Source organism: Streptomyces sp. NBC_00354 (genome assembly GCF_036106915.1).
Taxonomy (GTDB): Bacteria; Actinomycetota; Actinomycetes; order Streptomycetales; family Streptomycetaceae; genus Streptomyces.
Window position 1 is genome coordinate 1453847 of sequence record NZ_CP107983.1, and the last position, 13067, is coordinate 1466913.

At 67.4% G+C, this 13067-nt stretch carries 9 protein-coding genes and 5 pseudogenes; 6 read left to right on the top strand and 8 right to left on the bottom strand.

Annotated features, from left to right (window positions below; genetic code table 11):
* Window positions 1-7: 7 nt before the first annotated feature.
* The gene (locus OHT74_RS06780; protein ID WP_328619704.1) at window positions 8-1414 is read right to left on the bottom strand and encodes a VMAP-C domain-containing protein; all 1407 of its coding nucleotides are present in this window, start codon (window positions 1412-1414) and stop codon (window positions 8-10) included.
* Between the two features lie 390 nt (window positions 1415-1804).
* On the opposite strand from OHT74_RS06780, the gene OHT74_RS06785 reads away from it, so the two are divergent.
* From OHT74_RS06785 to OHT74_RS06805, 5 genes and pseudogenes are all read left to right on the top strand, one after another.
* Window positions 1805-2077 (top strand): hypothetical protein, encoded by a 273-nt coding sequence (locus OHT74_RS06785; protein ID WP_328619705.1) that lies wholly within the window; start codon window positions 1805-1807, stop codon window positions 2075-2077.
* Window positions 2078-2110: 33 nt separating this feature from the next.
* Window positions 2111-3430: a CHAT domain-containing protein gene (locus OHT74_RS06790; RefSeq protein WP_328619706.1), complete on the top strand. Its 1320-nt coding sequence runs from the start codon at window positions 2111-2113 to the stop codon at window positions 3428-3430.
* A gap of 363 nt (window positions 3431-3793) precedes the next feature.
* Complete coding sequence (locus tag OHT74_RS06795) at window positions 3794-4417, top strand: hypothetical protein (RefSeq protein WP_328619707.1); 624 nt, start codon at window positions 3794-3796, stop codon at window positions 4415-4417.
* Window positions 4418-4656: 239 nt separating this feature from the next.
* Window positions 4657-4740: pseudogene (locus OHT74_RS42090) on the top strand (DUF3732 domain-containing protein); the annotation flags it as partial.
* Window positions 4741-5900: 1160 nt separating this feature from the next.
* Window positions 5901-6482: a hypothetical protein gene (locus OHT74_RS06805; RefSeq protein ID WP_328619708.1), complete on the top strand. Its 582-nt coding sequence runs from the start codon at window positions 5901-5903 to the stop codon at window positions 6480-6482.
* 133 nt (window positions 6483-6615) lie between these two features.
* Here OHT74_RS06805 and OHT74_RS06810 read toward each other — a convergent pair whose 3' ends face one another.
* The 7 genes and pseudogenes from OHT74_RS06810 to OHT74_RS06835 form a co-directional block, all read right to left on the bottom strand.
* Window positions 6616-7425 carry a hypothetical protein gene (locus OHT74_RS06810; protein WP_328619677.1) on the bottom strand — a complete coding sequence of 270 codons (810 nt, stop codon included), beginning with the start codon at window positions 7423-7425 and terminating at the stop codon, window positions 6616-6618.
* A gap of 454 nt (window positions 7426-7879) precedes the next feature.
* On the bottom strand, window positions 7880-8524 hold the full coding sequence (locus OHT74_RS06815) for a hypothetical protein (RefSeq protein ID WP_328619709.1): 645 nt from the start codon (window positions 8522-8524) through the stop codon (window positions 7880-7882).
* Between the two features lie 107 nt (window positions 8525-8631).
* Window positions 8632-8760 (bottom strand): annotated as a pseudogene (locus OHT74_RS42095) (hypothetical protein); the annotation flags it as partial.
* 23 nt (window positions 8761-8783) lie between these two features.
* Window positions 8784-8960, bottom strand: a pseudogene (locus OHT74_RS06820) (nicotinamidase); the annotation flags it as partial.
* Window positions 8961-9065: 105 nt separating this feature from the next.
* On the bottom strand, window positions 9066-9515 hold the full coding sequence (locus tag OHT74_RS06825; RefSeq protein ID WP_328619710.1) for a hypothetical protein: 450 nt from the start codon (window positions 9513-9515) through the stop codon (window positions 9066-9068).
* A 236-nt stretch (window positions 9516-9751) separates the two neighbouring features.
* Window positions 9752-11023 (bottom strand): IS256 family transposase, encoded by a 1272-nt coding sequence (locus OHT74_RS06830; protein ID WP_328619711.1) that lies wholly within the window; start codon window positions 11021-11023, stop codon window positions 9752-9754.
* Window positions 11024-11387: 364 nt separating this feature from the next.
* Window positions 11388-11795 (bottom strand): annotated as a pseudogene (locus tag OHT74_RS06835) (DDE-type integrase/transposase/recombinase); the annotation flags it as partial.
* 66 nt (window positions 11796-11861) lie between these two features.
* Here OHT74_RS06835 and OHT74_RS06840 point away from each other — a divergent pair.
* Window positions 11862-13027 (top strand): annotated as a pseudogene (locus OHT74_RS06840) (IS3 family transposase).
* Window positions 13028-13067: the final 40 nt, after the last annotated feature.

A 13067-nucleotide genomic window follows, 5' to 3' on the forward strand; every position in this document is an offset into this window, starting at 1 on the left:
AACGGCCTCACAGCGCGGACCCAAAGCCCGCCGTCCGGACGGGCAGGCTGTGCGGATCGTCCCAGAGGAGTGTGAGATGGGACGGAATCCGTTCGTGCGGTGCCGCGAACGCCCTTTGGCGCAGTTCCCGAACGGTGTCCGGAAGCCGGGTGACCTCCCGGCCGTCAGAGAGCCGATGGGCCAGGTCTTCGAGGAACCGGTCTGACGCGGCGTTGCCCCGCCGGTTCCACACCATCACGGGCACTCCGGAATCGAGCGCGACATCGAGCTGCGGTGGCACCGACGCGCCGTTTTCCTCCCAGGCGGAGGTCCCGCTGACCAGGACGGCCAGGGCGGGCTCGAGCCGCATGGCCAGCTCGCTCGTGCCGAGGCCGGACTCCCCTGCGTCAAGGACGAGAGGTGGCCTCCAGGCAGCACGGTCCAAGGTCAGCCGGTCCCACTTGCTCTTCCACAACGACCGCGTCATCGAGTTGCGTTGGCGTTCCAGATCGCGAAGTACCACGGGGTACCTGGCGCCGAGCGGGGTACCGAAGGAACTCTCGTGCGCGTCCACGAGCCACCGGTCCACGGGCAGGTTCAGCAGGTTGCGGGGCAGCATGAACTCGACTCGGCTCGGCCCTGCAGCGTCGTACTCCACCGCCGTTGTCAGGAATGCGCCGATCCGGCCGACGATCTGCTCCAGTTCCTGTGGCTCATCCTCGTGGGCGAGCGGAGTCCACTGGCCTGCGCCGTGGCCCAGCCAGACCGAGAGCAGGTACTCGGACCGGGCGGGCAGGAAGGGCTGCAGGCGCAGGACCAGGATCGTGCGGTCCGACTCGCGCGGCCGGTTCTCGCCAACGGTCTCGTACAGCCACTGCTGCTCGACGCCCAGGCGCTCCGCGACCGCAACCGCCCACCGCCACATGCGCTCCCGGCGGCCCGGAGAGGAGTGGTCCCCGAGCGCCAACACGAAGCGGACGAGCGGAGGGACCCTTCCGGGGGGCAGTACGAGGTCCTCCAGGAGCTCCACGGCGTGGGAGACGTCCCGGGGCGGCTCAGGCACCAGCGAAGCAGCCCGGGCGAACGCGCCACGCCACCCGCCGTCCTCCCAGGGTTGCAGAACCCGGCCGAGGGCATTGCGTTCGCGCCGGGTCAGCAGGGGCGGCGCGTCGAGGCGGCGGGCCAGCTCATGGAAGCGTGTCGTATCAGCGGTGTCGCCGTGGAAGTCAGCCACCAGGTCCGCTAGTTCGGCAAGGACACTCGGCTCTCGGGCGCAGTCGAGCACCAGGGATCGCGCCTGATGGATGTCCTCGGTCCCCCGCGGCACGATCTCCTCGCCGGTCTCCGCGGCAAGTTCGTCCAGGAGTACCCTGCGCGTCTGCTGATCCTGGTAGCCGTCCAACCGCAATAAGATTGTGGCCAGTTGGTCGATCATGCCTGCGGGCCTGTTCAAGCGTGCGCCATCGTCGAGCCGTCGGACGACATCAAGCCTCCAGAAGCGAACACGTGCGAATTGCGGGATACGCGACGGTCAAACAAACGCAGTGACATGGTACGGAGTTGTCGCGGTCCAGCGCTGCCAGTACGCCCTCTTCTCGCCATCAGCCGCCCGCTTCAGTCACGGACCAGCGGGCAGCCGGAGGCCCAAGCGCACTGGTGATCGACGCCCAGCGGCGGAGAGGCACAGTCCGAGCCGCCATCGTCCGGAGGGACGTACCTCCGCTCATGCAGCAGTACCCGAGCCGCCGCTGCGCTGGCCGCCAACGTCTTCTCGCCGCACGGGGCGGTCGACGATGCCGCACGCGCCGTGGAACTACTTCCGTTGGTGGCCTGGCGCGGCATCGGGCGGACCGGCCAGGAGCGCCAGCTGATCGAGGCGAAGGGAGTCGGGGCGGAGGCCGCCGCACTTGCCACGGCCGCAGGACGACCGGGTGTGGCCGTTGTGCTGACGGAACAGGCCCGAGCTGTGTTGTGGACGCAATTGCTCGACATGCGAACGGAGTTGTCGGCCCTGCGGCGAACAGTGCCCACGGTGGCGGCCCGCCTTTCGGAACTGCGGATTCTCCTGGATGCCGACCCGAAGGGATCCGCGTCGTGACCCGGCGCTCACTACGGTCCAGTGTGGAGGAACATGACCGAGCCGGCCTCGGGCGACAGCGCCGTCGATCGGCGGGTGGCGCTGGCCCGCGAATGGGATGAGCTCGTTGCACAGGTGCAAAAAATGGAGGGGTTCGAAGACTTCCTGAAACCACCGAAGCTGAGGTCCCTGCTGCCGGCGGCGGACCACGGACCGGTGGTGATCGTGAACGTGACCGACTGGCGCTCCGACGCCCTGATCGTCCGGCCGGACGGGGCGACCTCCCTCCGTCTCGAGTCCCTGACCCTCCATGAGGCCACCGAGTGGGCGAATGGATACCTTTCCGTCCTGCGGGCCGCCGAACTCGTCGATCTGCAACACGTACAGGCGCATGTGCCTCTCCCGGACGCGACGCCGCGCAGTGCGGCCCGGCGCCAGCTGGCTGCGAGTCGGGAGCTGGAGAAAGCCCACGCGCGAGTCGACGAGATGCTCCGGAAACTGCAGGTGTGGATGTGGGACGTCATCGCGGAGCCGGTCCTCGATGCGCTCGGGTTCACTTGTGTGCCAGACGGGAGCACCTCGACGTGGCCGCGGGTCTGGTGGTGTCCGACCGGTCCGCTCACCCTGCTGCCCCTTCATACGGCCGGCCACCATCGGGACCTCGCCGGCGGCCGGCATGCGCCGAGAACGGTGCTCGACCGCGTGGTCTCGTCGTACACACCGACCTTGCGAGCGCTGCTGGAAGCGCGCCGGGATGACGGCGATCGGGAAGCGACGACGGAGCAGGACTTCGACCGGCTGTTGATCGTCGACGTTCCCGACCTACCGGGCCAGGTACCGATCGACAACTCTGCCGAACGAACCGCCTTGTTCGACGCCTTTCCCGCAGGAGGGCGGACGGTGCTGGGGCCGGACGAGGCGTCACACGCCGGCGTGCGCGCTGCCCTGACGGACCACCGGTGGGTCCACTTCAGCTGCCATGGTGATCAGGACCTGAAGGATCCCTCTCGCGGTGGGCTCCTGCTGAGCGAGGGCAAGTTGACCGTTACTGACATCAGCACCGGCCGGTACCACGGGGACTTCGCCGGCCTGTCCGCGTGCAAGACCGCGGTCGGGGGGACGGATCTGCCCGACGAGGCCATTACTCTTGCCGCGGCTCTGCACTACGCGGGCTACCGCCACGTCATCGCCGCCTTGTGGTCGGTGGACAACAAGGCCTCCGCGGAGGTCTTCAAGTACCGGACGATCGCGGCCGACGGACGGCTGGAACCCGACGAAGCACCGGCTGCGCTCCATGAGGTGGTCCGCCGGATGCGCGACCGGCAACCTGACTGGCCTCACCGGTGGACGCCTTTCACCCATACCGGTCCCTGACCCCGGTACACCCCGAAAGGGAGACGCGATGACCGACTCGAACGCTCCGGCACACCCTCCTGTGCCCTTCCAGGAGGTGACCACTGACACGTACGCGCAAGCGTTCGCCTCCTCCTGCAGTGTCACACCAAGCCGCCGCGGCGTTCTACTCGGAGGGATCTGTCCCCGGTGCGGCGACCAGATGCACTTCCAGGTGGTCACCGAAATCTTTCTGGCCACGGCAGACGCGGGGCCCGCCCCGGCAAGGACGGCCTCCGAGGACAAAAACGTGATGTGTACCTGTGGGACGACGCATCCAGGCACGCCGCCGGGCGATGAGGGCTGCGGCGCGTACTGGAACGTCACCCTGTCCGGTCCGGTCTCGTGACGATCCGTGTCTCCGCCGGGCCGCCGGCTCAGCCTCATGACCGTCGGGCGGCCAGGGCCACTCGCGAACTGCTCGCCGGTGAACTGGCCAGGGTGCGCGCCGGCGCGCTCGCCTGGCGCAACGGCCTCGGCGCCCTTCTGGCCGGGCTCGTCGGCTTCGGACTCGTCAAGGGCCGCTCCGACGTAACACAGCTGGATTCGTTCTTCGCGGCCGTCGTGGGCGTCCTCCTCTTGGCCGCCCTGGTCGCGGGTGCGATCGCCGCCGTGCTGATCATGCGGGCCGCCCACGGGCGACCGTACGCGGTTGCCGTGAGCGATGTCCTGGGCAGCTCACTCGCCGAAGCCGATTCGTCCCAGCGTTCACTGCGCCGGGGTGTCCAACTGACCTTCCTCTGCATCACGCTGCTCACCACGGCGGTCGCTCTGACGTGGTACGGCCCGGCCAAGGACAAACCCCGCATCGAGGTCCGGCTGACGAACGGCTCGGTGCACTGCGGAGAGGTCGTCTCCCTGGCCGCGGGTCGACTGAACTTCAAGACGTCGAAGGGCCGAGTCGAGGTGGATCTCAAGCAGGCCATCGGGATGGCCCCGGTCGAGTCGTGCCCCACCACGCGAGGATGACACCGGGCAACTGCGGAGGTGCGGCCTGATCGGTCAGCTCCGGGGCGCTATTCGCCCCCTACATGGCGCGCACCGCACCATACGGCCATGAGTGCCGCCCCGATCCAGGTAACCCAGTACGCGGGGTGAGGCTCGTATCCGCGGCTGACCCGCCAACGCCACGCGGCCGGGGTCGTAGTGAAGTCGTCCACCACTCTCGATCCGGCTGGATCCGCGGGCGCTGACGGTCGTGCGAACAGGGCAGCCCCGTCCCGCGCTTCCTCATCCTCGATCAGCCGTCACAGGTGTATTTCCCCGAAGACGCCAACTACGGCACCCCGTGACTGACCGGGCCGCTGCTGAACCTGTACAAGACCATTCAGCGCACCATCGACTCGTCGCAAGGCGAGTTCCAGCCCCGCAGGGTGACAGCGCCCCCGCCTTGCGGCCACAGCCACATGGGCACGATGCGTTCTTGGGAACACTGCGCCCTGGCCCTGCGGGCGCGAGGGCATGTTCCGGCGAACCATGCCCTCGCCAAGTCTGCAACGGCTTCGGGAACTCCCCTGCACGCTCAAGGACCCATGGCCGACAGCGCCGAACGCCTCGTCCCGGGAACCCATGGAGATTTCTAGGATCTCGGTGGAAGTACCTTTCAGCAGCAGCCCAGCGGCAACGGTGACATGAAGCGCACAACGCCTCCCACCGCAACGTCCGTACCCGCGTTGAGCACACCTTTGCCTCATGAAACGTGGCAGATCATTCGTGATCGGCATCCGAAGCGTGATGGCGTCCCCCAAGCCACCCTCGGCATCGCCCGCCTGCACGACCTCACGATCGCCGGATGGAGGAGGAACCAACCGGTCATCCCTCAGGCACGAGATCATTTACAGGGTGGCCCTGGTCAGCGAACTAGCGATCCATCTCCGAACAATTATGCTGTGTTTTAGTGCAAGTTGCCTGGGCATGATGCCGTCGATGTCGACAGCTAAAGGAGCTTCGACAGGGGCTCGGCGTCGCAAACAGCCCGAATAGGGCAACTCTTACTACGCCTTGCGAGGTGGCGTAACACCTTGACGGAACGACGCCGGGCCTTTCGGAACAGCACGGAGGGGTGACGTGGACTCACGTGGACCGTAGGCACGTAACGCCCTCCGGCCTGTACGGAGGGCCCGGCGTTTATGCAGATCACTGTTTGGACCGCAACGGTCATCGGAATCCTTACTAGCCTCGCGCTGGTCTTGAACCATGCGCTCGACCAAGTGCCGAAGCTGTCGGCCAAGCTCATCAAGGCCATCCGCTCGGTTAGGAGAGTTAGGCGCGAGATCTCGCGTCGCGATGCAGAGAAGGAGACCGGAGTCTAAATGAGGCGCCTCGGGGTCAGGCACCAACTCCTGGCCCCGAGCTTCCTCTTGTAGTCCACGATGGCAACAACGGAGGCCGAGTCCCGCCCCTCACCAGCACCCAGCTGGCGTCCGCCTCCGCCCATGTCGAGGTGCACGCCTTGCAGGCACGAGGAACCGGCGGCCGGCTGAACGGCTCGCCGGACACCCCCGACAACCACCTCGATCAACCCGTCGACGACGAGAACATCTACCCGGGAATCCAACGGCCCCACGAGGGCGACGCCCCGCCAGCGCCCGAGCCGGGGTTCCACGTCCAGCCCGAGCACTATCCGTGGTTTCGGCGCGTCCTCGCCCGAACCGCCGCCGCCGGCCTGACGGCCTTCGCCGGCGGTGGCGCGGCCACCGCGCAGTACCTGACCAAGAGGCAAGGACAGCGCCACTTCACGGGCCTGATCCATGCCGCCACCGACAGCGTCCAAGACGCGTACGCACAGCTCCACGGCATCGACTTCGTCGGCACCGATCACGTCTTCCGTCTCAACAGGACCCGGGTCGAGGCGTTCTCCGGAGTCGCGAAGGACCTCTTCCACCATCTCGAGAACGGCCAGTTCGAGCGGTACCGCACCGAGGTCCACGCCCAACGGAGGACATGGCCGCTGCTCGGATGGGACTCGAAGTGGGACGGCCCGGTCTCCGTCCATCAAGACGGCTCCGTACTCGCGATGCGCGTACTGACCTGAACCTGCCGGGGAAAGGGTGACGGTGTCGCGCCCGGGTGCACTCGGGCACGACACCCATCCAACGCCGCCCGTGTGAGTGGGAGCGGAAGGGCTCCGATCCGGAAGAGTGCTGACAGCTCACGAGGCCCGGCTGTCAGGCGTCTCGTCGCGCCTCGTGCCCGGCCAGCTGCACTCGTAGCCGCTCCGCCTCGGCCTCGACCCGGCGCAAGCGGCGCTCCAACACAGCGCGAGCCGGCGGCGGGTTTTCGGGCTTCGGCGCCTCATTCCGTGGAATGAGCCAGCCCACGCACTGATACGCGACAATCGCGCGAGCGTGGGGACACGTATGGCAAGACCGCTCCGGCCTCGGACGCGGCCAGCCTGCCGCCAGCATCCGGCGGGTGTGCTCACGTTGGTTTTCGGATTGAAGCATCGGGTCTGAATCCCAGACCTGCTCGAATTCCTCGATCATCTGTTTCACCCTCGTGGCCTCGGCCAAGCGCGGCCCGTCATCGGGTTTCCAGTCGAGGGCTGGCGCTACGACCTCTTCGACGTGTCCGCAGGCCAGCGTCACCTTCCAGAAGGCCGACGTGTGTACTTCATCGTGGCGGATCACGGCCCACACCTCGGCACCGGCCCATTCGGGGGGTTCCACCGGGCCCGCGGGAAAGCTCCCCTCTTGCCGGTCTCCCCACTCAACGATGTCGCGGTAGGGGCCATCAGCGGAATCACCGTGCCGGCAGTACACCTGTCCCGGCGGCAATGCTCCACCGTCCCCGACGCCACGCCACTGCCTCTCGCTCGGCGGGATGCAGTCACCCGGTGTCAGCAGCTCCTTGATGCAAGCGCAATCCAGCTGAACCCGCCAACGGTAGTACCGGTCCGGGTCCGGCGCGAAGAACGGCCACAGCACCGGAGGAATCCCTCTACGGCGCTCGAAATTGAATTCCTCGTACTCGCGCAAGACGTCCGTGCGCCGCCTTGCCCGGCCGGGAATCCGACGCGCTACAGCGGGCGGGCGAACACCTACGGCAGAGTCGGTCACGTTCGAGTCCTCTCGCCAGCGAAACACTGCTGCCGACGCTAGGAACCCTGAGATCGAATCGCTGCCGGAATAGCGATCGCTTCGCCTGAACGAAGGAGACGAAGCTGCCGCCCCCCTACTCTGCACCCTCGTCATCCAGTGGATGACTGCACCCGTGTCGCTGGCGAGGACGGCCGCAGGTCAAGGGCGGTCCCGGCAGCCTACAACCGTTCGCAAGTTCGGTCAGCTCTTCCCAGGTCTTTCAGGACTCATGCTGACCGATTGCTGACTTTTCTGGCGCGACATCAGGCAGCTGCCCGCACCACCACCGATCATGGGCAAACCCGTTTGCTTGCCCGCCGGTGGCCGGAGTACCAGGCTGCGCCACGGGCACTCACCCCACCAGGCTCTTCCCGTTGCCTGCGGTCTCGCGCTCACGTAGCGCTCGGTAGCGGTGCTCGGCCAGCAAAGCCCGGATCATCGGGGTGTAGAACGGGCCGTCCCCGACGAGCTTGATCCGGTCCGGGGTGACCTCCGCGAGGCCTCGCTCGGCCAGCGCATCCCAGACCGTCGCGAACTCATCCCTCACGTCGGTGTCGAACGCCTCGCGGTAGGCGGCGCGCTCGACCTGCCGGCCGAATAGGTTGCGGAAGAGCATCGCCAACCGCCAGTCCTGGTCGGTATGCCTGAATCCCTTGGCAACTGGAGGGCGGCCCTCGTTCACGTCCTGCTTGTAGCGGCGAAGGTCGAGGTGGTTCATGTACGACCAGGAACGGCCTTCCGGAAGCAGAGAGTCCCCGAAGAAGCTGATCGCGGCATAGCCGAGGCCGACCGTGTCCATGTTGTCGCACCAGCGGGTCACCCCCTCCTCGTAGGCACGACCCACCGGGTCGCCGGCCTTGCGGAAGTTGTATGCCGTGATCTGCTCATAGCCGCGGTCGGTGAGGAAGTCGCGGGAGGCCCGGTACATCTCCAGATTGCTGAGAGTGCTGGGGAGCTCGTGGAAGCGGTTGAGTGCGAAGTCGGTGGGGCCCGCCACGTTGAGCTCGTAGTGCGTGATGTCGTGGACGCCCAGGAGACCAGCGTCTCCAGGTCCGCCAGCATGGTGGAGACCGTCTGCTGCGGCCAGCCGAAAATGAGGTCGACGTTGGCCGCGAGACCGAGTTCGCGGGCCCATTCCAAGGTCTGCACGACGCGCTTGGTCGTCTGCTTGCGCCCGCTGAGGCTGTTCAGCCGCTCGTTGATCTGTTGGACGCCCATGCTGATCCGGTTCATTCCCGAGTCCCGGATGGCGGCGAGCTTCCCGGATCGATGTGGTGGTCCCGGGTCGCGACGACGTACTGGTATTCGTCACCCGCGCTCCGCTCGACGAGGTCGGCGACCGCCGTCGCGATCCGCGCGCCGCCCGCGACGGGCATACTGCCCCCTTCACAGAAGTCCTTCTGCACATCCACCACGATCAGGCCTCGGCTCATCACGTACATCCTTCGGCACGACAACACGGCCCTCGCGTTTTACGGTGCCTCTCCCGGCCACCGGAAACCCCAGCGCACTGTGCTCACCCGCATGGCGTAAGGGCATCACCGCAGGAACGATTCGCACACCCGATGCCGGTCGAGCTCACCGCGCGGGCCGGGCGCACGGAATGCCTGTTGAGCCCCCGTCGTCCGATCCGCCGGGCGCCGGATGCCGATTTCTGCGTCCGGAGGCGGAGCAAGGTACTCGGACGCACCGGTGAACTTCCGGGCCACGTGGTTACCCGGCTCACCGTCCGACACGGAGAACACGTACTCCTTGACCAGGAAGCCGAATACGGCCCAGGCGCACCAGGCTGGGACGGGCCTGCCGTCCTGGGCCACCACCGAGCGACCGGACAAATCCTCAGCGTCGATCCCGCCTTCGAGAACAAGCCACCCAAGATCCAGGTGCTCAGGGACGCGCCGGAAGACGGCCAAGCCATCCTCACCCCACTGGCGGGGTCTGCCGCACTCGTCACCGCCGTCGCCCCAGACGGCCTCCGCCTGCGCCACCTCATGAACACAGTCCATAGCACCCATCGACGCCCTGCCACGGCGGACCACACCCTCGCAGAAGGCCCTCCCACAGAGGCACCTCCCGGCATACCGGCGAACCTATAGACCGATCAGACGAACGAGGCACCGGGACTGCTCGTTCACGCTGCCTCTCGTCCTTCCCACGTGTCGCTACGGGCGGCCCGGCCCCGAGCAGGTGGGCGTGTCAGCAATCTTGTGTAAGTCGGCTGATTTCATTGGATGCTGAGCCGGTCCTCGAAGAAGAGTGAGAACTGGTTCAGTGCCTCTTTCCAGTGTGCGGCGACGTGGTTCGCGTCGCGCGCTTTGGGGTTGATCTGTTCGCGGACCGCGAGGTAGAGAACCTTCAACGCGGCCTGCTCCGAGGGGAAGTGGCCGCGGTTGCGGGTGGCTTTGCGGAGGCGGGCGTTCATGGACTCGACCATGTTCGTGGAGTAGACCACCGTCCTTATGGCCGGCGGAAACGCCGGGTAAGGCGTGAACTCCGGCCAGGCCGACCGCCAGGTCCGCACGATCGCCGGGTAGCGTTCGCCCAGCTCAGAGGCCTCAAACACGTCAAGGGCCTGTTCGGCGGCCTGCTCGGTGGGGGCCGTGTAGATGGCCTTCAGGGACGGCACCAGTTTCGGGTGGTCCCGCACAGACGACAGCCTGAGCGAGGCTCTGGTCAGGTGGATCACGCACGTTTGGACGGTGGCCTTGGGCCAGGTCGCCGTGACCGCGTCGGGCAGGCCCTTCAACCCGTCGCAGACGACGATGCAGACGTCCTCGATGCCCCGGTTCCGCAGCTCCGACAGGACTGCCATCCAGGTGGTGGCGCCTTCGCCCTCGGCTCCGACCCACAGACCGAGGACGTCCTTGCGACCGTCCATGTCCACGCCGACGGCCAGATAGACGGGCTTCGAGGTCACTGAACCGGACCGGATCTTCACCCACAAAGCGTCGATGTAGATGATCGGCCAGACCGCATCCAGGGGCCGGTTCTGCCAGGTCACGAGCTCGTCGATCACGGCATCGGTGACCTTGCTGATCAGATCGGGACTGACCTCGACCCCGTAGATCTGCGCGAGGTGGGAGCGGATGTCCCGCACGCTCATCCCGCGGGCGTAGAGCGAGAGGATCCGGTCATTGAACCCCGCCAGCCGGCGGGCGTTCTTCGGGACCAGCCGCGGTTCGAACTCGCCGTTGCGGTCCCTGGGCACCGCCAAAGTGACCGCGCCGGCATCGGTCAGGACCGTCTTGGATGACGTCCCGTTGCGCGAGTTCCCCGACCCGTGACCTGCGGAATCTCCACGCTCGTAGCCGAGATGTTCACTCATCTCGGCTTCCAGAGCACGCTCCAGAACAGCCTTGGTGACCTCCGTCAGCAGCCCGCCCTCACCCAGCAGGGCCGCCCCGGAGGCATCAGCCTTGTCCAGCAACCGCTGGACGACCTCATCGACCGTCTTGTCGCCGGCCACGGACGCGGCCGCTTCGTCTCTGTCCGCCATGACTCGTCCGATCCGCCCGGCCCAAGGGCCCGAGGCCGAGCCCCGGGCCAGGCTGTCACATCACGGACTTACACGATCTTTCAGACACGCTCGAGCAGGTCGCGGAAGTCAGCGCTGACACCGGCATCGACCGCGGGGCGTGGCGGCGCCCGCTCCACTTCGTACGGTTGCGTCTGGACGTGACCGGGGCGTGCCGACGTGCCGAAGTTCGGGGAAGGCGTACAGCCCTCAAGCGGCTGACCTGCCACAGCCCGCGCGCGATGGCGCTGGCTGGTTGGATGCGGCCGTACGGCAGCTGCTGAATCGTGTATCCATATCGTCGCGTCCGAGGCACGGGCCTTCCCCCGTGAAGGTGGGCACGCGGTTATTGGTCATGCGGCAAGCGCGAGTGCCGGCGGCGGGTGTTGTAGCGGGTCAGCCAGGCGAAGACGCTCCGGCGGCAGCTGGCGGCGTCGCCGTAGTCGTGGGCGCGCTCGAGAGTCTCGCGTTTCAGGGATGCGTGGAAGCTTTCGCAGGCGGCATTGTCGGCGCTGGTGTCGACCGCGCCCATCGACCGGGTGACCCCGAGTTGGTCGCAGAGGCCGGCGAAGGCCCGGGAACCGTATTGCGCCCCGTGGTCGGAGTGGAATACGGCGCCGTCCAGGCCGCCGCGGGTCGTGGCAGCCATCCGCAGTGCGTCGGCGACCAGGCCGGTGCGTATGTGGTCGGCGATGGACCAGCCGACGGCTTTGCGGCTGAAGCAATCCAGCACGGTCGCGAGGTAGAGGAACTCTGAGGCTGATCCTTTGGAGTGGACACCCCGACAATGGATCTCGATGGTCCAGGGAGGGATGTCCAGGTGGGACGCAAGTCTCCGTATCCGGAGGAGTTCAGGAAGGAGGCTGTCGCGCTCTACCGTGCCGCGGCCGGGCAGCGGCGTACGCGGCGGTGGCCGCGGATCTCGGCATCACCGCGGAGCGCTCCGGACATGGGTCCACATGGACGAGGCCCAGGCCGCGCCCGTTGGCCGCGACGGCGGCGTGAGCACGGCGGAGGAGCTTGCCCGGCTGCGGGCTGAGAACGCCAGGCTGCTCAAAGCCGAGCAGGAGTGGCGGCTGGAGCGCGAGATCCTGCGCTGGGCAGCCGCCTATTTCGCCCGGGAGGTGAAGTGAGCCCCCGCCGCTGGGCCTTCATCTCCGACCACCGTGCCGACTTCGGAGTCAAGCGGATCTGCCGGGTGCTCGGGGCGTCCCGCGCCGGCTACTACCGGCACCTGGCCACCGAGCAGGCCCGCGCCGGGCGCCGGGCCGAGGAGAAGCGGACCGTGAGCGAGATCCGCGCCGTCCACACCGAGCACCATGGCGCCTGCGGCGCCCCGCGCGTCCATGCCGAGCTGCGGGCGAGAGGGCGCAGGATCAGCCGCAAGCGCGTCACCCGGCTGATGCGGATCAACAACATCGTCGGCCGGCACCTGCGGAAGAAGAAACGGACGACGATCGCGGTCAGGACCGCGCCGCCCGCGCCGGACCTGGTGATGCGCGACTTCACCGCGGACGCCCTGAACACCAGGTGGTGCGGCGCCATCACCTACATAGCCGTCGGCCCGACCTGGCTCTACCTCGCCGCGGTGATCGACATCTGCTCGAGGAAGGTCGTGGCTGGTCAATCGCGGACCACATGCGCACCTCGCTGCTCACCGACGCGATCGAGATGGCGGTTGCCGCCCGCGGCGGCCGGGTCTCCGGCGTCGTATTCCACACCGACAGGGGCGCCCAGTACAGCGCGGCCGCCTTCGCTGAGGTCTGCCGCCGGCACGGCATCCGCCGCAGCATGGGCCGGGTCGGCACGAGTTACGACAACGCCCTCGCCGAGTCGTTCTTCCAGGGCCTCAAACGCGAGCTGCTCCACGGACGCCGCCGGACCTCAAAGGCACAGACCCGACTCGAGCTGTTCCGCTGGCTGTCCTACTGCAACCGGCGCCGTCGCCACTCCGCGCTCGGCTACCGCACGCCGTCCAGTCGATGACGGCCAACCCGGGCCAGGATGGCGAGGAGGCGGAAGGGTC